This is a genomic window from Sphingobacterium corticibacter (genome assembly GCF_003076635.1).
Classification (GTDB): domain Bacteria; phylum Bacteroidota; class Bacteroidia; order Sphingobacteriales; family Sphingobacteriaceae; genus Sphingobacterium; species Sphingobacterium corticibacter.
The window spans coordinates 1,219,925-1,242,325 of sequence record NZ_QDKG01000001.1 but is presented as its reverse complement, the minus strand read 5'-3'; the positions used below and the strand labels follow the sequence as shown (position 1 = coordinate 1,242,325).

The window sequence follows — 22,401 nt, the reverse complement described above, 5'->3', positions numbered from 1 at the left end:
CTAATGTTAATAGTCAATACCATTTACATTGAAAGTACCGTAGTCCAATGGTATGTTGTGAAAATCGGTTGCTGACTTATGTACTAAGGGAATGTTGCTAAGTGTATTCGGTGTTACTCCAGTTGCCACGAAATTTTCCATTGAACAGGTTACTGATATTTTGCCCTTTGGTATCTCGTTACCTCCAGTGCTGTGTTTAGTCTGCACCGTAAAGTCGTCGACAAGTATAGTACCCACATCGCCTTTACCTGGTCTATCTATTGCCCCAGCATACCATGAATATGTATCTATAAGCAAAGCATAATCGCTAGCTACACCCGATATGTTGGAGATTTCAATGCCATCTACTCTACTGGTAGATGATAATATTCGAATGCCGAACCCATGATAGGTTCGCTCGTTATCGATAATGAGATTCTTCATTATAATATTTTGAGCAGGGCCATTAAAATTTATGTTATAAAAACCAGCCAAATAAGGATTGTTGTGTGATGCAGTTGGCCAGTACGCATAACCATCATCTGCATTAATACAATATGCATCATCATTTGATCGAACACGTCCATTTTCGAACAAGCAATCCATACAATGCCCGTCCCAATGAACTCCATCCATATTTGGGCCTTGGTAAACATCGCCAATGTCAGTACGAAAATTCCTTAGTTTACCGCCGATAACATTGGTAGCTTCTTGAGCATATACCTTGTGATTAAATATCGATAAACCATCAATATCGATATTTCGTATGCCATGCCATGCAACGCCAGCAGCCATGCCAGACCCGTATACACCACGTTCTTGATTAATAGCATTGCCATTTAATATGCCTTCTCCATGGATTGTAATATTTTGGTCTACTATGTTTGCATGACCATAACCACGATCTGTGCGATTCCTAAAAAGCGGCTTACTAACACCATTCATTAAAACAGCTCCCTTACCACTGTTAAAAATAATATCAGTATTAGATCCAATTCTTAAATTATCTGAAAGTGCTACCGCTTTGTCCCACTCCATTATCACGCGTGTACGGCTAGAAGCTTCGTTAAGCCTTGTTTGTATGGCTGCGTAAGCGTCGTCACGTACGGCAAAATCGTCAAGACCCAACGCACTTTCAGTAAAAGCAGCAGGAAGTAGATCCGACACTTTATATCGCCGCTCTTCGGTAGGCACTACGGGGCGACTGTCTCCGAGTTGTAAAAGTATCCCAAACATATTAGTTGACGATTAGCACCGTAGGACGGTTATACGAATTGTAGATATAGATCGTGTTCCATAATGAGGGATCATATGCTTTCGATCCAGGGGCAATATCAAAAGCTCCACCAAACACTACTCCGCCACCTCGGAATCTAAATGCGTTTACCATCCCGAAAGATCCTAAATCCAACAATTCTAATTCTATGTTAGTTGTGATTTGCTCTGCATCATGATATCTATTTTCAGATAGATCTATCGCCCTTGGTGATCCACTTATACTCTTGAATGCATTCAAGTAAATCCTACCTACGGCGCTTAGGGTGAAGCTACTGGTGGATAGATTAGAGCCAGTAATAACACTAATGAAACCATCTTGAGGGAAAGTATATGATGCATTAGATTGCACCGTTACGCCGCTTCCGTTCAATGGACTTCCAATTAGATTTAGATTTTTATCGTAGTAATCAAGTATGGCAAAATCTGTATATACTTTGAAATTACCTTTCTGACCAGCTTTAACGGGAATAAGTAGTGTTTTGAGATATCCTGCTCCTGCATTGGTATTGAATGCTTGAGATCCCAAAAATGTCTGTGATCCCGGGTCGCCCGAAAGCCTATTTTCTTCCAGTTGGCGTTGTACGGATTCAACAGACTTATATACCCCGTCAGGTTGCGCAAACTCATTTTCTCCTAACAATGTAATGGAAGGAATTACTGTTGCTTCCGACGCATGGTTGTAATTGTAGGTTACGTAAACCGTCACAAAATTGGATACATCATACGTTTTATCAAAGTCAATATATGCCCCTCGAGATGGTTCAATAGCCATTTTTTTGCCGTCAGATCTTTCTCCGACTATAGCAGCCCAAAGAGGAGGATTACTTGTGATCATATGCCTACCTTGGTATCTCAATTTATGGGCATTTGTTACGTCAACTTCTACTGTCCTATAACCTTCATCATTCGTTCTTACTAATCCAGGATTAGTAATTAAATAATTTTGATAAACAAGTGGATCAACTGTCCCACCACCATCTGAGGTATATGAGGTTAGCAACTCTTTTGCTGTGTCATCACCGCCGACAGGATCCCAGTCTGATTGATCCTTAGCAGGAGCTTGGGTAGTATTTTTGTTGGCAACTAATAAAGTGCCATCCGTCAATCTAGTTACTTCGTCTTCAATCCAATTTGATTTGGCAGAGGCAGGTAGCACTTTTGATAAATCAGGAAGCTTCCCAAGATCTCGCAATTGCCAGTTAGGATCACTCCAGAACATTTCCCAACGATTATCACTAGTCACTTCACGAGTAGTTCCACCCACAAAGTAAAACCCCGGTGCCGGTGTAAACTTTCGCTTCTGCCCAGCTGGCCCTGCTGGAATAACTGCAGGAGCTTGAGCCGTACCTGGTGCTATTGGGTCTATTAATTCTCCTGTGATTTCAATACTATTCACCAGCTCATTGCGATCGATATAGCCAATCTCTTTGGTGTCCTTGTCTGAAACCATGAAATTATCAACCTTGGTAGATTGTATTTTTTTGTAGCCTGCTGGCCATGCTTTACCTTGTTTTGCCATATGTTTAAATGTAATTTCTATCCTGTGTATGGGATTGTGTTGATATAGATACCTTCCACGAATACCATCCCATAACCGCCCCCAATATTTTGTATAAATGTTCTTCCCTTGACGTAGGTCTCTCCATTGTAAACCAGAACCCCACCGCGTAATTGTAGAGCCACATCATCGATAGTATTAGGAGATCCATGAGCATCCAGATCCAAGGCAATATTTGGTCTTCTTGTGCCCGGCTGATTATTCATAGAAATTGTTTTTATTTGATGTGCAACCTGTGCGGATCGTCTCACATCGATATAGATTTGCTTATCGTATTGGACTGTTTGACCTCCAGGCGACGTGTCGGTTTTATAGTGAATAGCTGTTGGAGATAGAAAAGCATTTGATTCCTCTATATTGGTAGATCCGAAGTAGAGGAAATTCTGATCAATATTAAACCCACCGATTCTACCTTTGAAGGCTTCCATTGACCCATCATTCAGCACACGGAACGGCGCTGTATCTTTGCTTTGCGCATCTGCACCAGCCCAGAACCGCACGGACTGTCCGCCATTATCTGAGACCCCAGAAATCCCAGCGTTTACAAAACCTTCGGATCCGACAGTGATCACCTGCGCAAATAGGCGCACTACATTTATGAAGTAGGCGGTGATGGTATCTGTCTCAATATTGCCACCGCTGATCATTGTGAACATTTTGGTTGGGCGGAAACTGCGAGAGCCATCCAAGACACTAGATAGTACGCCGAGATTAAAGTACCAATGTGTTCCGCCATCTGTTGCGATCTGCTCTTCACTTAAAACCCATTCACCTGTAAGGGATGTACGACTACATTTGGCTGAGAGGTAATATGCTTTTAGCGGATCTAGCTCTGTTGCGCTGAAAGGTGCTAATTGCCAGATGTAACCTAGTCCCTCGATAACGTATCGTTTGTGTACTAAACGGCCGCCAGTCATTGTAAAAGCATTCGGATCACCGCCGGCATTGATATCCATCACAACATCTACCAAATCGTAATACTGGCTATCAGTACCGAAAAGTCCGGCGATTGCTTGAATCAATGGATTCTCCAAATTGCCATCTGGATCGAATACCATGGTTTTGAATTCATTTAGCGCTAGTATGTTTCGACGATCATTTTCCCAGCTATCGCGGCTAACTTGAGTGACAACATTTCGCGTATCCTTGATATCCTTTTCAATCTTCTGAACACGCGTGTAGGTAATATCATTGCCCACTTCGCATGTAAACTGCATACCTTGCTCTAGTACATCTGGAAAATGCGCTGGATATGAAATGGAGGTTACGCGAACATCTTCGTCAATTCCCTCACTATCATCTTTGATGTTGATGATATCACCTTCCCTAGGTTCGACGGCCAGACGTTTCAAATGCAAGACATCGATATCCAAATCGTATGCAATTCTAGGCACACTATTGTCCGCGAAAAACTCTGCACGTTTTTCAGTCAGCTTTGCAATAGCGGCCGTCACATACGTTTCGGGCATACGCATGCCAATTAGCGTATATTGATCGCCAATCTCCGCAACTAAACCCGATCTAGGCATTAGAGTTCCGTTGGTTTCCTTATTGGCTTCGTATCTGATCGATTTTCGGCTAGGGCTGTACGAGAGTATTTTAAATTGCATGCCTGAAAGAATGCCTGATTTAAAAACGATGTAAGCATCTTCACCTGCAATCCGTTGCCCGTTTAAATCGAAATCTAGGGCGGTATCAATCAACTCAAATGTGCCTTCATTTATTTGGCCAACACCAGTAGCGGTCGATGTTCGGTTGGGGTAGATCTCCAAATCTTCAACATATCCTTCGCGAAGGCCATAACGCTCAACCAATGCCGGATCTTCCAAATAATCTGGAACGGTAAGCTGTTGGTAAGGATAGTCTTTAGGTAAGTTCTGCGTGCCGCCATAAGCGTATGCTCTGGTGATTATACGGCTATTCTCCAGCAGATTTCTAGTAAGACTGTATAGTCCATTACCCATGCCGTAGCTGAAAGATAATGTCGTAGCAGTTCCGATCGTCTTTTTTATACTGATCACCTTTCCTTTGATCTGCCACTCGTAAGCAAATGCTTGGGCGATATCGTTAAGCGCGGAATAGCAATCAACCTTATCAAACCGTAGCGAAGTTGGCTCTGTGGCATCTAACTCACCAATGGACCAACCTGCATCAACGCTGTTGACATATTCCAGAAACATCAACATGAATACATCCAGTTCCCCGAAGTAATCAAAGGTTGCCTTGCCTTCGTCCTTCAAAATGAATCGTTCAAGGGTATGACGCTGGCCTTGAAAGGTCAGGTTGTATTCTTTCAGATGAGTCAGCGTTCGTTCTGGATCACTATTTAACGTCATTAATTCACCCTTATAATTTAGCGTATCTCCAACACGCAAATCAAGGTTTACCGGCGTAGCAAACGAGAACACCAATTCATGCTCGGCCATCAGCTTGCGCGTGTAGATAGCAGCATTTAAAGGCAGCTCTATTGTTGGTACGTTACGTCTGTATACTTGAATGTTCATTAGAATTGTGTTGTGAACTTAAAATTGTATTGTGTAATCCATTACATATATTTCCTCACCCTTCTCAGTTAGTACGATGCTATTGATGTCCTCCAGTCTAAAAAGCTGCTCGGTTGGTGCGAAGTTGTTTTCAAGCGTCAAAGTGAACTCGCAGTACAATTTCCCTTTGCTCCAGATGGGATTTATTGTATTGAATGACCCACTTTCGATATACCTCAATGCAAAGCCTCTTCCTAGCGTTTCGCTAAATAGTGTGAAACCTTCTGGTTTAGATATTAGCTCCAATACGTCCGAACGCTTTTGCTGTAGATCACCAATACTATCAGCCGTCAAATAGCAAGCGATGCTATACTGCAATGGCTCATATACTGTAGGCGAAGTAGTGTCGTATTCTCTACCATGTTGATCAGGCCACTCATTGAAAAAGCGTTCTTTTGGTTTCGGGAGCTTTAGCAATTCACTGTACAGCGATCCTCTGCGGAAATACAGGCCAAGCGATGTTGCTGGGGTTGAGTTGAGGATCGAACTCATTAGCCGAAAATTTTTACTGATGCATTCCCATTGGTCACTTTCGCTATTTCCGCATTGTGATGCCTTTCCGCCGTAACGTACGCGTTACCAGTTGCAATAATTTTTACTTTAGCATCGTTTGTGGCATACACCTGAGAAACATTGTAATCATCAATAGTCAGTGTAATATTGCCGCCAAACACAACAACTAGCTGTGCATTTTTCAAGGTGTGATCGCCATCCACATAGACATGATGTGTTTTTAGCTCATCTTTGTGTTGAAGAAGTAGTTTGATGTCTGGAAACTGAAATTCCATGCAATGCTCGATACCTTTAGGCGTAAGCATTAAATCAATCAATTCTTTGATAGATCCAGCCTGCTGCACCTCTTTAATGCCATAGCCACACGAACCTTTTCTATTCATGTGTCGCAATACGATTTCTTTTACATTATACCCCATATTTACCTCCTAAGTTTCGGTTGACGGCTTTGAGTTCATTCAGCATACCGGCAGTGTTATTAGCGATGTTCAGCGCTTCCGCGGCAGTGTTGTAGGTATTGACCTGAATTGCATTCAAAGCAATCAACTTATTTTGAGCAACCGCCAATAGATTAATCTGCGTTGCTTGCTGGCTATGCATAATGTTAAGCTGCTGCTTGGCTATATCATAACCAGCACGGTACATGCCGACGATTTCGCTTCCAGTTGATTCTGTTAATTGTGCCGCGACAGATTCCGATCGTAACGATGAGATACTGTTCATTCCTAATCCGTCAAATAGGGGAACTAAAGAATTCTGGAATATTTCCCCTGCTGCACCAATCCTTTCTCTCCAACTTTCAAAATTGAATCCCTGAAGGTCATTTCCGTTTAAAGACATATATTCATCCACCGCGGTCATCATTTTTTCAACTTCAGGTTCAATAAGTCGCATCTGCAAGCTGTTCACAATTGCGTTTTTGATAAAATTGTTGAATGAATCATCTAAAGCTTTAACCGCATCCTCACCCTGTTCAAAGGCTGCCACTAATGCATTAGCCAAGTCTTTAGAAAAACTTTTAAAGTCAGTTTGTAGCCTTATTTGCTTGATACGCTCTTGCAAATCCTCTATATCGTTGTCTACCCCTTGAAGTTCGTTTCGAGACTCTCTTATCTTATCCTGATTCGGCTTCTTCTTTTGCGCTTCCTCATCAATTTGTTTCTGTATCAAAGCGCGTTGCTGGATTAGATTTTGCATTTGTTTTTCAGAATCCTTGTAATACTGATCCCCAACACTTCTTTGTATTGACCTTTCTAATTGCTGGTACGCAAAATCTAATTCTTCAACTGCCTTTTTAGTGTTTTGAATTGATTTTTCAAGCCGTTTATCGCCTGCATTGAATATTGATTTGAATGCGCCGGCCAAAAGATTTGCGACGACCAATGCGGCTGAAATTACCGCGAGAATAACACTTGCCTTTTCTGCGGACTTAATTGCTGTTTGGACAGCCAGCGCTGTTGTTGCTATTGCTGTCAAAGAATTTAGAGCGGCTGTACCAACCTCCCCTAATGCATCTTTTAAATGAGCGGCAGAATTTACCGCATCTTGTACAAACGCAAAACTTTGTGCCGTTGCATTTTCAAGTTCCTTCCAATGCCTAAGTATTTTTGCTTTTGATTCTTCACTCCCATCTGCTGCTTCAGACATGATAGCGCGTATCTTCTGCCCTACACGTGCAAAAGGATTATCAGCAAGAATTTGATCTTGCGCCTCGCGAAGCTTGTCACGGATAGCCTGAACATCAATTGGATCAAAGTTTATCTTTAATTCAGCAAATTGCTTTTCAATTTCATCAATCAATTTGCCTAGTTGGGAGGCGGTATAATTGTCTAAATTATTGAAAAGCATATTCCAAGAATCCGAATTAGTCAATTGGTCAGCTGCAAGTTTAGATATATCTTTTGCACGCCTACGCTCCAATTCAGCCTCTTGTTCTGGTGTAATATCTTTTCCTAATGCAGTTCTAGCTGTATCGTATTCGCGGTCAAGATCTAAACGTTTCTGATTAAAATCCTTTGTCAGATTTAGTGCATCAATGTACTTCTTGGTTTCCCTTGCTCTCTCCTCCTTATCAAGAGCCTCTTGCCTTTCCTTTAGCGCCTTATCAGCTTCTTGTTGCGCCAATGTCAAAGCAGCAGGGGCGCCAAACATACCAAATGCTGAAGCTGTTAATTGAGCCGCTCCAAGCTTAGCTCGCTCATCAATAATTCGCTGGCGGTAGCTTTTGATGAGTTCCAGTTCCTTAGCAAATCGCTTATCAGCAGCTTCAAATGAAGTGGCTTCTGCGTATGAATTGTATTCATCTACCAATGCTTTTTGCGCGTCAAGTGACTTGGCTAATGTGGTAGAGTTTTGCCTAGTCTCCGCCTCCGAAACCTCAAAATCCTTTGAACGCTGCAATCCGCTCATATCAACATTGAAACCCTTGTTCTTTGGGTTATCATAGAATTTTCTAACCTCCTTCTCGATTTTTGCATACTTGTCTTTGATGGAGGCGATTTCCTGCTGATCACGGGTTAGGTTATTCCGAGAAGCCTGCTCATTAATCGCATCAATAGAGAGTTGCAAAGCGCGCTGACGTTCGAATGCAAGTCTACGCTGCTCTGCGGCACTTTTGGCTGCATCTGCGTCAACTTCTGGTTCAACTACAGTATCATCTACTTTCTTAAAACGAGCCGGTAGTTCGACGTCCATTATTCCAGCATTAATGAATCCATATCTATCTAGGACATCACGTTGCTCGCTAGTAAGTGTATTTCCAATACTTCGAAGTTCTTCAGCAGTTGTTAGGAGTTCGTTTTTAACGGAGGCAAATCTTTCTCGATGTCTTTCTAATCCAAGCTCGTCGAACTTATTATTGTTCAAAATTTTAAACGCTCTATCAGCCATTTTAGCCTGCTGCTCGAACTGCTGATTCAGTTCACGGGTGGTTGATAGATTCATTTCCTTTAGTAACTCACGATGCGCTTCTGTAAGTCCTAAAACCTTAGATCTGTTAATATCCAATGCTTCTCCTAAACTGTTCCATCCAGATACGGCCGAAGGCATCACAGCAGCAATTTGCTGAATAATATCCTTCAGTTCTTTCTGCTGCTTGGTATTTAAGTGGCCGCTATGCTTTAACTCATCGTAGCGCTCTAAAAGCGGCTTTATTTTACCTTCTGTCGCAGCCACTTCATTACGCTGCTTGATGTATTCCTCTGTAAGAGCTTGAGTTGCCGAACCAGCAGGTGTGACAGCTTCAATAATGTCTGCAAAGAAGCCTACAACCGCAATCGAAGTTTTACCTATAATTCCTTGCCCATTCTCAATACTTAGTACAAGATTATCCCAAGCGATCCCAACACGTGCTGTTTGATTTACCAACTTCTGAGATGCAGTTCCAAACTCATCATCCATTGCCCCAGCAGCATTACGAACTTTCTCTAATGAATTTGTTAACACATCGTAGCCATTGGTGGCGAGTGCGCCAAGCACCGTTCTATCTCTAATGGCACTAATACCGACCGCAGATAAAGCCTGATTAACACCAGCTGCTCCACCTTCAACTTTATTAAGCCCGCCAATGAAATCAGTCAGTACTCCTGCTGCATCTGCACGGAATCTCGCGCCAAGTTCTGCCTGAGTTCCTCCAACAAGTTTGAGGACTGTAGAGACTCCTTTACCAGTGCGGATTACCTTCTCCAGAATACCCAACGTACGGCCGATAGTAGATCCGACCAGCTCGGCCTCCACACCAACTGACTTAGTAGCTGTTGCATAGGCAAGCACTTCTTGTCGTCCAATCTTATAGATACCTGTAGATTGAGCGATTCGAGTAGCATTTGCTAATATCTCTGCTTCGGTAGCTGGAAAGTTGTTACCTAGGTTCACAATCTCATCACCAAAGGCTTTTACATTCTCAACGCCACCATCAACTAATTGAAGCAAACGAGCGATCTGCGCACCACCTTCTTCACCGCCGATATCGGACGCTGTTTCAAGCTTGGCAAGTGCTTCAGTGAATGCTAAGATATTAGCAGATCCCTTAACACCGAGCTGACCAGCAACAGTAGCGTATTCCAATAGCTTATCCGTGCTGACAGTTTTTAGTGATCGCGAAAGCTTGATAATGGCGTCTGATAAACTCTGTAAGTCTGCGCCAGCCAAGCCCGTTGTTTTGGCAACGTTCAGCAAACCATTATTGAAATCGATAACTGTCTGCTTGTTTGCGGTGAATAGCTTGAAAAGTGCCGTAACGCCAACGATCAAAAGGCCGATCGGAGAAAGTAGGAAAGACAAAATACCTTTACCCATGGAGATAAAGGCTGCGCCCAATTCTTTAATAGCAGATGGCTTTCCTGCAAGCTGATCGATGGAAGTACCAAAAAGCGCAAGCTTACGGTTGATGTCCATGATGATTGGACTTATCTGCTCAAGTGCTTCTCCGTAGTTACCAACATTGCGCTGGTGCAAACCCAACGTAGCGTCGATCTTCTTAATACCGTTGTCTAAGTACTGGGTTTGCTTGGTTAAAGCTTCGGCCTTTTGGCGCAAGTACTCATAAGCGGCAGAATTCTTCTTGCCCTGACGCTCAAGACGAAACATCTCAGCAAGTAAATCTTTAGTTTCTTTGCGAACTTTGCCTAGGGCTTGATTTAGTTGATAGTATTCGCTGCTTTCTTGCTGTAGCTGCTTGCGCCGACGGGCGGCCGCTTTCTCCCGCTGTGCCTGTTGACGTTCAGCATCTTTGAGCACTTTTTGCGCATCACGAAGAACCTTTTCGGCCTTACGTTCTTCCTCGGTGGCTTTGCGACGTTCCTCTGCCTGCTGCTTTAATGCTAGGTTATAATCAACCGCAGCCTTACGGCTTTTTTGAAGTTCGATGTTTGCTTTCTGCTGGGCTTGAACTAAACCTTCGGTAGCTGCTTTCTTTTCCGCCAGAACGGTTGCAGCTTCAGATTCAATTTGCTTTAGCGTGGTGAGCTCACTAAGTTCCTTCGCTCTTTCCTTGCGCAAATCCCGAAGCGAATTGATCGCCGCTTCCTGCGCATCTTTAAGGCTATTCTGTGCTTTGCTTACCTCAGCAATACCAGCAGCAGCTTTCTTTGCATCATCTGCTCCGCCGCCGGATCCTGCTTGAGACGAAACACCCGTATTCGACAAAAGCTCGCGTAATCTTCTGCGAGCTTCTGCATCATCAACAACTACCCTATACCTTAAATCAGCCATGTATACCCGAGTTTTGTGGGTATTTCAAAGTTCCCTATTCGCGGCAGGCAGGACAAGCAAAGGGGGTTGCAACGGGGCTCTGTTGCAACCACTAAATCAAGGCTAAGGTACTAGCTATCTCTACTTTCAAACATGGAAAACATCTCAATCACTTTACCGTCACTGCTGCCTCGCTTGCTTGGCGTATCATCGGAATCGCTTTTGGCGGACGGCATACACAAAGTGTACAATAGTAGGTTTTGGTAGGACGTCTCCCAGACTAGCTGTTGCTCGGACCATCCTTTGGTAGCGATGGCGGTGTTGATGATGGTTGCCCATGGGCTTGCTGATCCTGGGTATCGCTTAGATTCAGACTTTTGGTCAAAGCCAAAATGCCGAAAAAAGTCGATAAGTCTAACCTCCGGTAGACTTCCGATATAGCCTCTGCCAATTCGGGCATAGTAAACTGCTCATTGAGCGCATCCATCAAGTCTCGGCTTGGCATCTTTGCGCCTTTGCTTACAGCCATACCAATCACTTTAACTAATTGAGGTAGATTACTCTTTAATAGCATATTAATTTGATCTGACTGAATCATCCCTTCAACCTCTTCACCACCTAACATATCGTCAAACTCTGCGGCAATTAGCTGAACTTTACCAAGCGGAAGCCCAGAGATAGACAATTCTTTCGTGCGGTATAATCCAAGCAGGCGGCCAACAATACCCCACTTCGGCATGCGAACCTCGCCGATCTTTGTAGGCTGGTCAGCAAATGTATTTGCAATTTCTCTTTGTGTCATTTTTCAGGTGTAAAAAACCCCTACTTGATTATGTGGCAAGTAGGGGTATGTAAATTCAATTGCTTGGCGAATTACGCTACCGCAACTTTCTCGTAGTACCAAGGCGCTACTGGATCGCCGTCCGGGTCACTCACTGCCGTTGCCTCTGCTGTGAATCCTAATGAAAGGAACTCAGCGCCAGTCTTGGTCAATGGGTTTTCAATACGAGCCACCACAGCTCCATTCAAAATCACGAACACCATCTTGTGGCCTAATCGCGGACGTGAGGTCACACGTACAGCAAGATTGACAACATTCGCGCTATTGATTGGCGCTTCAAACTTGTTGGTAGCCGTGGAATTGGCAATACCTTTGAAAAGCAAATCCGCAATTTTAGGATCAAGGTTCAAAGATTTGCCGGTCACACTTGCGCCGTCACCTTCTTCACCAACAATTGCCCAAACGCCATCTTTGTCTTCAACACGAACTTTGGTAAGTGTCGCTTCTGGAACGTTGAACGATACCGACCCATCCTCGATGTCGGTAAACTTTACCCAACCCGTAGATGGTAAAGCTCCATCTGCACCAACCGGTGCAAACTCAATAGATTCTACTCCTTTTACTGGAAACATATTATTCTTTGTTAGAGACCAACGAGGTTGCCTCCTCGTATAATTCTGTTAATTAACTGGCGAATGGTCGCCACCCTAGCGGTATGCCGCCACTCCTATGTGATATCTTTCCGTAGAAAGTTGTACTCCACTTGAATATTGTAAATCCATTGATTACCATGGTTATCCAGTTGACCAGGATCGCGAAGATTGAGAGAAAAGTCGAAACCTTCAAACCCATCCAAAGCTGTAGCTGCCACCTTTCCCAATTCATGCAATCGAGGTATGTTTGGCTGGGTATTATCTACTGCTGTAGGATTATCACTGCGCTCGCCAGTAAGATTAGGCACATGGAAATTGACATTCAATATGCCTCCCTGAATCTGCTCAGCATCCCAAATTAGCGTATTGATAACGCAATCCTCTTTAGTACTGTTCAATCTACGCTGTAACAGTCGAACTTCACCCGAAAGCATATCAGCAACGCCAGCACTTAAAAGTACGAGCTTAACATCTTCCATCCCATCAACTGAACTTTTCAATTCACGTTTGCTCATACCTCTATTTCATTGAACGCTTGATCCAAACTATTTCCCACTTCCCGAAGCGCATCCCTCACGACCGACTTACCATGAGCATTCTCCAACCAACTAGCGTAATCCATTCCTGCGACTAACGTTATCCCCCAACCTGAAGAATCACCGTAACTGCGAGCAAGCTTTACTTCACGTAATGCCAATTCACGGCCAGCATCCATTCCTGGCGCTTTGTCGGTCCCGTATGGCGCTAACTGGAAATCCTCGTGAAGAACGACACCATTGCGGTAGATCATTCCACCAGTAGATGATCGCAGTTGTCCTGTCTGATCATCGTATCCACCGTCTGGGCGCATCTTAGCGCGCTGAATCTCCAAAGCTCTTGCAAGTACCCGTTTGAATGCATCTAGCGTTTGGCGATCCATTTCCTCGATCTGATCATTATAAAGAGCATCCAGTTCGGCAGGGGTCATATCTAATTCAAGTCTAAACATTATACGTCGCGGTTATACATTGCGGTTACACATATGCCACACAATGAAAATGCCCATGATGGAAGATTGCAATCGTATCATTCCAAACAATAACGTTACCTCTCTCATCATATCCAGTAACAATTTCGCCAACGGCAAGATTTGGAGTTTCCTCCGGCATCGAGATGGTATATTGTACATCAACTTCATTACCATCCTTTACCTTCTTCATACCGCGGCTACGTGAGTTGGGATAGAACCTACAAGGCAATGCTTGATCGATCGTTTCCCCTTGCCTTACGAGCTTATCTGGATATTGGTCTGGAAACATGCTTAGTGAGTATTTGATAAATCAACGAATCCAGAGTCACCTACGGGCTCGATGATACCCCATTTAGCTAGAATACGCCTGCGCATATCGCTCAAAGCATCTGCATCTTGCTGTGTGATCTGGTAATCCAGCTCGCGGACAGATTTAGGTAGCGTGATAAGAAAGTCAAGAAGTGCAGCTCGAGAAAGATCCATCGACTTAGTCTGATCGATATTACTTGATTCACGTGGTGCGTCTGGCGCCAATCCGTGCTCTTCCAAAATTAGTGTGACCGTAGCATCTGGAAATTTATATCCCATTGATGCCTTCAAGACTTCCTTAACGCTTGCCATACCTTAACCCTTCTTGATCAATCCGCGCTTTACACAGCTAGCCAAACGATCCTCATCAAAGTGAGAGACATCATCGCCTTCCTTCCACATCTTGCTGAAGTTGTCTTTATCAGCAAATGGTTGTAGAACGGTGTATTTGGCTGGCTTTGCCTTGCCTTTGGACTTGCCTGCATCTGCTGTCGCTGCCGCCTCTGCCGCGCGTGCATCCGCAGCGGCCTTCACATCTTCTGGAAGATCGATCGTATCAACGACTTTAACACCTTTGCCAATCAATTCTGGATTGTGCTTGATATCAGCCTCAGTTACCGTGTGCTTAACCGTCTTCACGGTTTGTTCTGTTGAGGGAGCAGCTGCTTCTGCTCCCTTGTTTGTAGTTTCTCCTGCCATTATGCTTGAATAATTTTAGTGTCTAATAAATAGATTTCGTCGATGGCAGTTACCACCGGTACCACGCGAGCCTGTGCACGCGTAACCTCTCTCAAACCTGCAGAAGTTGTGCGGAACTTGCTCACCAAGATGTACTCATTGGCTTTGCTATATTCAACACCTGCTTCTTTGTGGTTTTCCTCGGCCAATTGCGCATAAACCAAATCACCAACATTTGTGCTGGAAACAAATACCATTGCTCCAGCTGCGAACGGTTTGATTGTGCTACGCTTTCCGTCTTTCTCCACTTTGATCGTACGGTCGACTTTGATGAAAGTAAAGCCATAACGCTTACTCACCAATGTGCTCAACTGATCGAAATCAAGATTTGGGATCTGCTTATTGCCAGTACTGTTTTGGCTGAATGAGTAATACTCTTTAGCCTGGTCAGTAGCGGCGATCGCATTCAGAGTTGGCGTATCGGTGTAAACAGCTACGATGGTGTTACCATCTTCGGTCGCTTTCTCGACAATACGCTGGAAGTCATCAAATGGCTTGGCATTTACCTTATCGGTATACAGTCCTTCCACTCCAAACTTGTGATCAACCTTGTACTTGTAATCACAACGAACACCTACCCCAACATTCTCCGGATCTTCAACAACAGTCACTCCTGTAGAGAAACCGCGTAAGAAGATAGCTTCGTTACGCTCGTAGATCGCTCCGATGGCGCGCGGTGTATCCGCGAATAGTTTGGCAATCACCTGCCCATTGGTTGCTCCACTGCGGATCAACGTATCAAGCTGAGTAAGTTCAGTCTCATTTAGCGCTAGCTCAATACCCATTTTCGGGATATCACCAGATGCTTGAGAGATCGAATCGCGCGATTTAAGCGGCAATTCTGAATCCATTGCAACAACATCGGCAGCAACCAAACTAAAAGAAGCCGAAAGGCTCTCCCACTTCCCTGTAACTGAGAATACCGGACGAAGCATCGTCGTATGTAAATACGATAACGGACGCTTCGTGTCGTTCAGCGTTTCGACGGTACGTACAATGATCCCCGGAAAGAACTTCTGTACCCACTGAATAAATAATGATTTTTGCATAATTCTTAGTCTGCTCTAAAAATGATAAGCGGTCCAAGTGCTTCGATCGCTTCCGCGGTCGGCTCAATAACACACGCCTTTGGGTTTACTGTTCCCCGCACTAAAAGGGCAGCGGCAGGTTTCGCTGTTAAGACCGTGTTGATCTGCACGTGCGCATACTCGTATCCATCTGGAAGAGCTGCGTACGCGGTTGCCGCCGTATTGACTGGCATCGGCTTGAAGATATTGCCCGTAGCAGTATCTTTAATGATGATATGGCCAGCATTAACGACTTTCGGATCGAAACCCGTAACGTCAAGCGCACGTCCACCTCGAACCGTCTCCAAAACTTTGGTGACAATCACCGTGTCTTTGGACGAATCGATGATCGTACCTTCGTTGTGTAAATCTATTGTTGTTCCCATTTGATTATTTTATAATCCAATTTCATTCATTACCGAATCCAACTCATCCTTAGTTGCCTCGGTCACTTTGCCGTCTTTTCCGACGCCTCTAAACGGAGCATCATTCCCTAATTTACTCTCAGCTACGTTTTGGGTATGTGTCGTGTAATCTGACTCTACCTCACCCAAGTACTCTGCAAATGCTGCATCGTCAGCGAAATTCATTCTGCCGAAGTCACGAAGTACTTTACCAGAATACGTCTCATCAGCTCCAGTTAGTTTACCAAGGATAGCAGAACGGCGATCGTTCACGACTTTGTTCCCCTCCAGAGCAGCAAGCTTTTCTGTAACGGTCCTATTCCCCTCGATCAAAGCCTTTGCCCATGCTGGCATGTCTTCGGTTGTGGTGGCGGCAGTTTCGGTTTTATCACTCTTTTCATCGCCCTTGCCTGTGCTCTTCAACCTCTCCAATTCCGCAAGCTTGGTACGATATCGGTCGTCGTCTTTTGCAATTTCTGTGAAGGCATAACCTTCATTGAATGCATCCAACTTCGCTTCGAGTTCCTCTTCCGTAGTGACTTTGTCCTTTACCTTTTCGATTAGCTCATTCACACGAGCGTCTGAAAGTTGTGCGCCTCCAAATTTGCTTTGAAGTAATGCTCTAATTAGTTTTTTGAAGTCCATTTATTTGTGATTTAGTTATAACCGTATAGAGCTGCGCTGCTCATACGTGTACGCCTGAATACAAAAGTATGGAGGGGTTGTGGTGGGTTAAAGTGTTAGGGGTTGCAACGGGGGCTGGTTGCAACTGTTGGGTGTCGCTTTGCTAGAGACCTTTTTTTTGCGGCATTATTTTTAATGTATAGAATTTTTGCGGATAAGTCGGGGTATTGCTTAATCTTACGAAACTGTAAGTTACCCTATTTACTTATAAAAATATTTCTGATTGCCTATTAATGGCTTATAAATATTTATAAAAATTACCAATACAGAAGTAAATGTTGACTGGCTGTTTAAGTTGCAGTCGTTTGCAAAACATATTTAAAGAAATCTAATAAGTATGATATTACTACAATCAGTATTGAAACATATCATAATTATTAGCTATTTCCAAAGACTTGTACTTTATGCAGGAGTTAGGAGTGATTTGTAATTATTTTCTATTGATGCTTATGATGACTTCGAAAATAGACTCACTCACCTCCGTAGCTTTAGATTCGATGTCGGATATTTTTTGCATGTTAACATATTCTACATCATCTTGAAGCTCTTTTGAGGCATCTGAACTTACTGTCCTAGGAGAGTCAGTAAACAACTCCCAGAGCTCACTAAGGGGTTTATTTATAGGACAATCCTTTTCAGTACCAGTAGTCTTCAATTCATACTTGGCTGCTAGATCTTCGAGTGATTGGCGCCTTCTTCTCAATGTCTTGAATTGAGACCGAACAATAGCGGTATCAAACTGCCTTGTATCTAGAAATTCTCTAACTACGTTATCAACCTGATTCCCAAAGTTTTCATAAGAGCTTATCAGAATATCTTTCTCTGCTCTATCGGAGTCGTTTTGTTTACCAATCGTTTTCCCTATATATAATGCCAATAAAACGTTGATAATAATTGCGACAAATTCTACCGGATTTATGCCTAGAGTGATGCTATCTTGTAGCGTAAATTCAGAAAACTTTTTAAATAAAATTAGTGAAATTATTCCAATTGCAAATCCAGTAGCAAACGCTAAACCCAAATGAAGCTTACTTGACTTTATCCTTTGCATGTTCTATGTAAGAATGTATATCTTCAATCAAATAAGGTTCTTCCTTCGATACAAATTCTATTTTAGACATCACGGTTTTCGTATCGTAATGGCGGGTTAACCCACCAAACACTTCCTCTAACCAAGACGTTCCAAATCCTATCGTGCCGTCGAGGTTGACCACTAGCTTATTATATTCTCCACTTATTACTTTGGAAAAATACGGCTCCAAATATTCTTCACGAAATTGCTGTCCGGAATTGGACTTTCGGCCCTCGTCCCTATGCCTAGTACCTGGAGTACGAGAAAAATCCTTGACGTAAAGAGTTAATTTATCCATGCTGCGCTAACATTATTTTCATTCAATTCCCAGTGCACAAAAGTACCATTAAATTCGCTTTTTATAGTAGTATAATTACCATTAACGACGTCCGCGTAAACATTATTACTAATAATCTTTAATTCGCTTATTTGATTTCTGTCGAAAACTTCTTTAATTCCGGGTAACCCTTTTCCACGGTATGGTTGGCCTGTCACAGTTAAGTGCATTTGCCCATTCAATAAAAGTTTAAATATTTCATCGTTACCGCCATGGATAAGATGTGTCTTTAATTTATCTAACCAACCAAACCATTGGTTTGTTTTCGGTTTGTATTTCAAGCTTTCAAAAATACCAATTCCGTAATCAATAAAGATGAAAGAAACTTTTTTGTTTACTTTATCGTGATTTACAGATAGCCACCAATGTTCCTCACCTTTTTGTTTAACGGCCGCGTGGTTATTCGTATTTTGCATCAATTCAAGTATGGTTCTCTGCAAACCTTTACAACTCCTTGGATGTCCCCAAATAGTTTTAGAAGCTTCGTACATGACCAATTCTCCAAGTTCTGAATTGACTTCTTTGTTTCCCATTGTAAAGATCTGGTTCGATTTGCCTACCTTATACTCTAATTTCTCGCTAATCTGACGACCTAAATATTTAAAAAAATCTGAATCAATTAATCTTTTAGCTAATAATTTGTTATTAGGAAAATTTCCATTAAATCTTATTTTGCGAGCCTTGAAAGAAAACATAACTGAAAGTAATATCGTAACAGCTGAATAATCTAATTTTTCAACGTTTTTTAAATCAATGAAGACTTTAGTTCTTGCTAAATAATGTTCTTCTAGCTTATTGATAAACTGAACTACACTAGCCGGATTTGTAACTAACGAAAATTCAATCGGAGCGGTTACTATCTCCATAGATTTAACAATACCATCGAAAGATATTTCCGCCGAGGTACGATACCTGTAAATTATGTTATGTTTATTTTTAGACTTTTTGTACTTTTTAAAGCGAGCTTTATTCTTTTCGGCTCGCCTTTGTAAAGCAGCTTGAAAGTGGCGGGAGTAGGATAGTATGTTTTTCAATTTCAAGAAATGGATTGGCCGTCTTTATTTTTGCTAAAGTAAGAAATTCGAAACCATATCTAAGTAAGGTTTCCCGTATTAGGGATAAAAAAATTTGTATTACTTTTACAAACCAATTATCTACTATGGAAATATCTGAAGAAATTCCTGAGGCGGGAAATAATGATAGGCCTGAATCAAATAGAGAAAAATGCTGGAACTATAGTCTGCAATCCTTCGGCAAAAGCTATATTTTCAATAATAGAGCAAGATTTTACGAAACATGGTTAAGACGATTATCACTTTTAGGCGTTATAGTGCCAATTATGGTAGGTGCTACCGCAATGGCGTATAATTTGGACACTCCAATCTTTAATTATATACTTGCGCTGTCAGCACCCTTATCCCTTCTTCAAGTTTTAATGTCTTGCTTCTCATTAGTTAATAAGTGGGATGACAAATATTCTTACGCTATTGAGGCTATAAATGAACACGATAATCTTAGTGAAGCATTTAAGAAGCTAGCTACTTCAAATGGTAAGGGTGACGTTTCTGAAAGAAAATTCGAAAAACTAGAGACCAGACTTATATCATTAAATAAAAATGATTCAAAACAATTAATTACCGATCGCGAACGCCGAATGGGAATGCGATCGGGTTTGCGGGAATTTCAAAGAGGCTGTGCGGGGTGTGGAGAAATTCCTATATCAATGCAATCAACAAAATGCCCTGTTTGTGGTGAATTTGAGAAAAAAAATATAACTAAGCACTTTACACATGGATAAAAAAGTAGAACAACTATTGTTAGCTTATGCCGAGCTATCAAACGAACAAAAAAAGGATTTGAAGAAAGGTATTGATGATTATGACAAAAGTAATTCAATAAACGAAAGGAGACAGTTTACCGAACGTCTTCAGAAAAGTTTAGGCCCATTAAATAGGGTTTGCGAACGCTGTGGACGGTAGATGAACTTAAAAATTTAAAAGACATGGAGTTATTGTAGCCTTTAGCTCTATGTCTTTATATCTCCCACCCGTACTTCCTAGCAATAAGCCTGATCACCCATTTGCGGTAGAGCGATGATCGCGGATAGAGGTCCATTAGGATGTCTTTCCATGTAGGGTGGTTTTCTCCTTCAAAATGTTTGCTGAAATACAGGCGGTATAGCGTGATCAATTCCATTGATTCCGAGATAGGTCTTATAACTCTATGGTATAAAATCATGCACACTGCATATGGCAAACCAAATAAGAAGTAAATTATTAACTGCTTCCAGTTGTCCGAAACGCCGCCAGCTAAAAAGGCATTTATGATGAAGTAGATGTAGATTGCGTGGATCATGGCTCTTTGTTGTTTGTCCCCTTTAAAAAAGCCGTGAGAAACGGGGTGAATCCCACGGCCATACTAACCAATTAACCTAAATTATGAAGTGGAGCGCAACGGTTTCGAACCGACACCACCTGCCCAATGCAGAAACGCCCCAGTAACCGTCTTTCCGACCTGTCAGTCTTTGTGGATAATAGGGTAATGCTAATCTACACGTTACACCCTTCTCGTGATATGTTGCCTATTTTACTTTTCCAACAACAGTGTGACCACATATCACTATTTACCACCGAACTCTGAACCCGACAAGGTTCAACGCCTTTTCCGTAACGAAACCTGTTGCTGCATGTCTTTGCGATGATTCGCATAATCAAATATAAAAACATGTCACGACATATCATAAAATATTTAAAACTATTTGAACAGATGATTCCCGCGGCTATTCTTTAACTTCTGCCGGTACCTCCCCCTTCATCCGATCCATCTCATCCTGCACATTAGTGACCAAACCACTAATACCCATGGCAGTCTCTACGCTGATCAATCCACCATCTTTGGCTTTGATAGCCAAGGTAACATCAGCATCGAGATCCTCCAATTGAAAGTGTGGCGCTTCGAAAGTAACTGACAGCGATTGCATAGCGCCAGATACCGAAGTATCCATGCTCGCAAGCAAAGCTTTCTCCAGATTAATTCCACGTTGGATAAGCTCACCGTATCCACCTTCAATCTCTCTGCGACTAGCCAAATGCGCATCAATAAACACACGATCAAATGCCACTCCAGATAGATTGCCCAAAGCTTTCATTTCCTCGAAGCTGATGTTTGGGGTTTGGGTAAGCGAATAGATGAAGTTCACCAGAGTATCAATCTCCAGCTTGACTGCATCGACTGATTGATCCCAAGTGACGTACTTTGCGTCCGCATGTTCACCAGTAAGCAAAACAGCTTTGCCACTCTCCCCTTTTTCTTGGGCCTGCGCACCTGTTGCTCCCTTGAATACGAGCGTTGGTGATGCATGATAATCGTTGGTGTCGGCGAAGTTGCTGATCACTGTTTCCAGTCGTTCAATAAGCGGCTGAACGTTTGCCCAAATAGGCCTTTCACGACTATAGTAGATCACTGGAATCTTACCGTATGGAAGTTCAACTGTGTCAATCAATGCCCAGCCTTCTCCTGTTCCAGATCCACTGCCTGCCGCAGCACCCTGTTGGAAACGGTAAAGCTTTTCGATCGTGTAAACGTCAAGGCATTTGGTTTTCTGTTCGCTGCCGCCTGCACTTGCTCCGCCATTCTCGCCACCTGCTTGAGCATCGATCTCATAACCTCTACCAAAGTAGATCAGATCGCCATGGTTATCAAACACAGGCAGCAAAGTATCACCTTTGCTTGGGGCAAGAACCTGCACCTTGAAGTTCTTCTTTACCGCACTATATCCACCCCAATGAGTTGCATCGATTGTATCAACGGAATACCACAGCTTAGCAGCTTGAAGCTCTCGGTTCATGATATTGGCAATCTCCGATTCTTTGAAAGCCACTTTGTTATTCTCACGAAGGCGTTGCAGCAGAGAAAAGGCACGCTCCTCTCCGGTATTGTCTGGCTCTGCAAATAATTTGACCTTGCCCAGGTTCATGAAAGCAACACGACGTGTAACGATGATATCTTGAAGTGAAAGAGATAAGCGAGCTGGATCGATGTACGTTGTCTGTGTTGCCGGAGTAACACCATCGGCCATCATCACCGGTTTACCATCCGCCCCTAGCACCTTCTTGACGATCGCCTTCTTCTTACGCTTCTGCTCATCGTGAATAGCATGATCATCGGGGCTAATCTCTGGCTTTACCTCGTATGTTGGCGCGGCCTTCTTGCCCATCTCTTCAATGAGAGTGGGCGTGATCTGCTCTTGCGTTTTCTTAGTCTCTTTCATAATTACTGCTTGCTGT

The 22,401-nt window shown here is 42.9% G+C and carries 23 protein-coding genes; 2 read left to right on the top strand and 21 right to left on the bottom strand.

Features of this window, described 5'->3' with window-relative positions:
• Window positions 1-6: 6 nt before the first annotated feature.
• From DC487_RS05320 to DC487_RS05230, 19 genes are all read right to left on the bottom strand, one after another.
• Window positions 7-1,215: a glycoside hydrolase family protein gene (locus DC487_RS05320; RefSeq protein ID WP_116774870.1), complete on the bottom strand. Its 1,209-nt coding sequence runs from the start codon at window positions 1,213-1,215 to the stop codon at window positions 7-9.
• A gap of 1 nt (window position 1,216) precedes the next feature.
• Window positions 1,217-2,776, bottom strand: a complete 1,560-nt coding sequence (locus DC487_RS05315; RefSeq protein ID WP_116774869.1) for a hypothetical protein — start codon at window positions 2,774-2,776, stop codon at window positions 1,217-1,219.
• A 17-nt stretch (window positions 2,777-2,793) separates the two neighbouring features.
• On the bottom strand, window positions 2,794-5,319 hold the full coding sequence (locus DC487_RS05310; RefSeq protein WP_116774868.1) for a phage tail protein: 2,526 nt from the start codon (window positions 5,317-5,319) through the stop codon (window positions 2,794-2,796).
• A gap of 18 nt (window positions 5,320-5,337) precedes the next feature.
• The gene (locus DC487_RS05305; protein ID WP_116774867.1) at window positions 5,338-5,850 is read right to left on the bottom strand and encodes a hypothetical protein; all 513 of its coding nucleotides are present in this window, start codon (window positions 5,848-5,850) and stop codon (window positions 5,338-5,340) included.
• Window positions 5,850-6,290 carry a hypothetical protein gene (locus tag DC487_RS05300; RefSeq protein ID WP_116774866.1) on the bottom strand — a complete coding sequence of 147 codons (441 nt, stop codon included), beginning with the start codon at window positions 6,288-6,290 and terminating at the stop codon, window positions 5,850-5,852. Before DC487_RS05300 ends, DC487_RS05305 begins: the two co-directional genes overlap by 1 nt.
• On the bottom strand, window positions 6,280-11,082 hold the full coding sequence (locus tag DC487_RS05295; RefSeq protein ID WP_116774865.1) for a phage tail tape measure protein: 4,803 nt from the start codon (window positions 11,080-11,082) through the stop codon (window positions 6,280-6,282). Before DC487_RS05295 ends, DC487_RS05300 begins: the two co-directional genes overlap by 11 nt.
• 259 nt (window positions 11,083-11,341) lie before the next feature.
• Window positions 11,342-11,800 carry a hypothetical protein gene (locus DC487_RS05290; RefSeq protein WP_133228385.1) on the bottom strand — a complete coding sequence of 153 codons (459 nt, stop codon included), beginning with the start codon at window positions 11,798-11,800 and terminating at the stop codon, window positions 11,342-11,344.
• 134 nt (window positions 11,801-11,934) lie between these two features.
• Window positions 11,935-12,474 (bottom strand): hypothetical protein, encoded by a 540-nt coding sequence (locus DC487_RS05285; RefSeq protein ID WP_116774863.1) that lies wholly within the window; start codon window positions 12,472-12,474, stop codon window positions 11,935-11,937.
• A 95-nt stretch (window positions 12,475-12,569) separates the two neighbouring features.
• Window positions 12,570-13,010 carry a hypothetical protein gene (locus DC487_RS05280; protein WP_116774862.1) on the bottom strand — a complete coding sequence of 147 codons (441 nt, stop codon included), beginning with the start codon at window positions 13,008-13,010 and terminating at the stop codon, window positions 12,570-12,572.
• Window positions 13,007-13,483: a hypothetical protein gene (locus tag DC487_RS05275; RefSeq protein ID WP_133228382.1), complete on the bottom strand. Its 477-nt coding sequence runs from the start codon at window positions 13,481-13,483 to the stop codon at window positions 13,007-13,009. The genes DC487_RS05280 and DC487_RS05275 overlap by 4 nt, the downstream gene beginning before the upstream one ends.
• Before the next feature lie 25 nt (window positions 13,484-13,508).
• Window positions 13,509-13,793: a hypothetical protein gene (locus DC487_RS05270; RefSeq protein WP_116774860.1), complete on the bottom strand. Its 285-nt coding sequence runs from the start codon at window positions 13,791-13,793 to the stop codon at window positions 13,509-13,511.
• A gap of 2 nt (window positions 13,794-13,795) precedes the next feature.
• Window positions 13,796-14,125: a hypothetical protein gene (locus DC487_RS05265; RefSeq protein ID WP_116774859.1), complete on the bottom strand. Its 330-nt coding sequence runs from the start codon at window positions 14,123-14,125 to the stop codon at window positions 13,796-13,798.
• Between the two features lie 3 nt (window positions 14,126-14,128).
• Window positions 14,129-14,512 carry a hypothetical protein gene (locus DC487_RS05260; RefSeq protein ID WP_116774858.1) on the bottom strand — a complete coding sequence of 128 codons (384 nt, stop codon included), beginning with the start codon at window positions 14,510-14,512 and terminating at the stop codon, window positions 14,129-14,131.
• Complete coding sequence (locus DC487_RS05255; RefSeq protein WP_116774857.1) at window positions 14,512-15,600, bottom strand: major capsid protein; 1,089 nt, start codon at window positions 15,598-15,600, stop codon at window positions 14,512-14,514. Before DC487_RS05255 ends, DC487_RS05260 begins: the two co-directional genes overlap by 1 nt.
• A gap of 5 nt (window positions 15,601-15,605) precedes the next feature.
• A complete protein-coding gene (locus DC487_RS05250; protein ID WP_116774856.1) occupies window positions 15,606-16,004 on the bottom strand; it encodes a hypothetical protein in 399 nt (132 codons plus the stop codon).
• Window positions 16,005-16,013: 9 nt separating this feature from the next.
• Entirely contained in the window at window positions 16,014-16,667 is a 654-nt protein-coding gene (locus tag DC487_RS05245) for a hypothetical protein (RefSeq protein WP_116774855.1), read from the bottom strand.
• Between the two features lie 469 nt (window positions 16,668-17,136).
• Window positions 17,137-17,757 (bottom strand): DEAD/DEAH box helicase family protein, encoded by a 621-nt coding sequence (locus DC487_RS05240; RefSeq protein WP_116774854.1) that lies wholly within the window; start codon window positions 17,755-17,757, stop codon window positions 17,137-17,139.
• Window positions 17,735-18,076 (bottom strand): STAS-like domain-containing protein, encoded by a 342-nt coding sequence (locus tag DC487_RS05235; protein WP_116774853.1) that lies wholly within the window; start codon window positions 18,074-18,076, stop codon window positions 17,735-17,737. The genes DC487_RS05240 and DC487_RS05235 overlap by 23 nt, the downstream gene beginning before the upstream one ends.
• Window positions 18,064-18,981 (bottom strand): hypothetical protein, encoded by a 918-nt coding sequence (locus DC487_RS05230; protein ID WP_165799019.1) that lies wholly within the window; start codon window positions 18,979-18,981, stop codon window positions 18,064-18,066. The genes DC487_RS05235 and DC487_RS05230 overlap by 13 nt, the downstream gene beginning before the upstream one ends.
• Before the next feature lie 293 nt (window positions 18,982-19,274).
• Here DC487_RS05230 and DC487_RS05225 point away from each other — a divergent pair, with 293 nt between their 5' ends.
• Both DC487_RS05225 and DC487_RS05220 read left to right on the top strand, forming a co-directional pair.
• Window positions 19,275-19,913, top strand: coding sequence for a mobilome CxxCx(11)CxxC protein (locus DC487_RS05225; protein WP_116774851.1), 639 nt, complete (start codon window positions 19,275-19,277; stop codon window positions 19,911-19,913).
• Window positions 19,906-20,094, top strand: coding sequence for a hypothetical protein (locus DC487_RS05220; protein WP_116774850.1), 189 nt, complete (start codon window positions 19,906-19,908; stop codon window positions 20,092-20,094). Before DC487_RS05225 ends, DC487_RS05220 begins: the two co-directional genes overlap by 8 nt.
• 55 nt (window positions 20,095-20,149) lie before the next feature.
• On the opposite strand, the gene DC487_RS05215 is transcribed toward DC487_RS05220, so the two are convergent.
• Both DC487_RS05215 and DC487_RS05210 read right to left on the bottom strand, forming a co-directional pair.
• Window positions 20,150-20,470: a hypothetical protein gene (locus DC487_RS05215; RefSeq protein WP_116774849.1), complete on the bottom strand. Its 321-nt coding sequence runs from the start codon at window positions 20,468-20,470 to the stop codon at window positions 20,150-20,152.
• Between the two features lie 424 nt (window positions 20,471-20,894).
• Window positions 20,895-22,385 (bottom strand): phage portal protein, encoded by a 1,491-nt coding sequence (locus tag DC487_RS05210; protein ID WP_116774848.1) that lies wholly within the window; start codon window positions 22,383-22,385, stop codon window positions 20,895-20,897.
• Window positions 22,386-22,401 lie beyond the last annotated feature (16 nt).

What these genes read in the sequence shown, in the direction of transcription:
- DC487_RS05320 (WP_116774870.1), bottom strand. Translation starts at nt 1,215, where the DNA reads ATGTTTGGGATACTTTTACAACTCGGAGACAGTCGCCCCGTAGTGCCT.
- DC487_RS05315 (WP_116774869.1), bottom strand. Translation starts at nt 2,776, where the DNA reads ATGGCAAAACAAGGTAAAGCATGGCCAGCAGGCTACAAAAAAATACAA.
- DC487_RS05310 (WP_116774868.1), bottom strand. Translation starts at nt 5,319, where the DNA reads ATGAACATTCAAGTATACAGACGTAACGTACCAACAATAGAGCTGCCT.
- DC487_RS05305 (WP_116774867.1), bottom strand. Translation starts at nt 5,850, where the DNA reads ATGAGTTCGATCCTCAACTCAACCCCAGCAACATCGCTTGGCCTGTAT.
- DC487_RS05300 (WP_116774866.1), bottom strand. Translation starts at nt 6,290, where the DNA reads ATGGGGTATAATGTAAAAGAAATCGTATTGCGACACATGAATAGAAAA.
- DC487_RS05295 (WP_116774865.1), bottom strand. Translation starts at nt 11,082, where the DNA reads ATGGCTGATTTAAGGTATAGGGTAGTTGTTGATGATGCAGAAGCTCGC.
- DC487_RS05290 (WP_133228385.1), bottom strand. Translation starts at nt 11,800, where the DNA reads ATGCCGAAGTGGGGTATTGTTGGCCGCCTGCTTGGATTATACCGCACG.
- DC487_RS05285 (WP_116774863.1), bottom strand. Translation starts at nt 12,474, where the DNA reads ATGTTTCCAGTAAAAGGAGTAGAATCTATTGAGTTTGCACCGGTTGGT.
- DC487_RS05280 (WP_116774862.1), bottom strand. Translation starts at nt 13,010, where the DNA reads ATGAGCAAACGTGAATTGAAAAGTTCAGTTGATGGGATGGAAGATGTT.
- DC487_RS05275 (WP_133228382.1), bottom strand. Translation starts at nt 13,483, where the DNA reads ATGTTTAGACTTGAATTAGATATGACCCCTGCCGAACTGGATGCTCTT.
- DC487_RS05270 (WP_116774860.1), bottom strand. Translation starts at nt 13,793, where the DNA reads ATGTTTCCAGACCAATATCCAGATAAGCTCGTAAGGCAAGGGGAAACG.
- DC487_RS05265 (WP_116774859.1), bottom strand. Translation starts at nt 14,125, where the DNA reads ATGGCAAGCGTTAAGGAAGTCTTGAAGGCATCAATGGGATATAAATTT.
- DC487_RS05260 (WP_116774858.1), bottom strand. Translation starts at nt 14,512, where the DNA reads ATGGCAGGAGAAACTACAAACAAGGGAGCAGAAGCAGCTGCTCCCTCA.
- DC487_RS05255 (WP_116774857.1), bottom strand. Translation starts at nt 15,600, where the DNA reads ATGCAAAAATCATTATTTATTCAGTGGGTACAGAAGTTCTTTCCGGGG.
- DC487_RS05250 (WP_116774856.1), bottom strand. Translation starts at nt 16,004, where the DNA reads ATGGGAACAACAATAGATTTACACAACGAAGGTACGATCATCGATTCG.
- DC487_RS05245 (WP_116774855.1), bottom strand. Translation starts at nt 16,667, where the DNA reads ATGGACTTCAAAAAACTAATTAGAGCATTACTTCAAAGCAAATTTGGA.
- DC487_RS05240 (WP_116774854.1), bottom strand. Translation starts at nt 17,757, where the DNA reads ATGCAAAGGATAAAGTCAAGTAAGCTTCATTTGGGTTTAGCGTTTGCT.
- DC487_RS05235 (WP_116774853.1), bottom strand. Translation starts at nt 18,076, where the DNA reads ATGGATAAATTAACTCTTTACGTCAAGGATTTTTCTCGTACTCCAGGT.
- DC487_RS05230 (WP_165799019.1), bottom strand. Translation starts at nt 18,981, where the DNA reads ATGGAGATAGTAACCGCTCCGATTGAATTTTCGTTAGTTACAAATCCG.
- DC487_RS05225 (WP_116774851.1), top strand. Translation starts at nt 19,275, where the DNA reads ATGGAAATATCTGAAGAAATTCCTGAGGCGGGAAATAATGATAGGCCT.
- DC487_RS05220 (WP_116774850.1), top strand. Translation starts at nt 19,906, where the DNA reads ATGGATAAAAAAGTAGAACAACTATTGTTAGCTTATGCCGAGCTATCA.
- DC487_RS05215 (WP_116774849.1), bottom strand. Translation starts at nt 20,470, where the DNA reads ATGATCCACGCAATCTACATCTACTTCATCATAAATGCCTTTTTAGCT.
- DC487_RS05210 (WP_116774848.1), bottom strand. Translation starts at nt 22,385, where the DNA reads ATGAAAGAGACTAAGAAAACGCAAGAGCAGATCACGCCCACTCTCATT.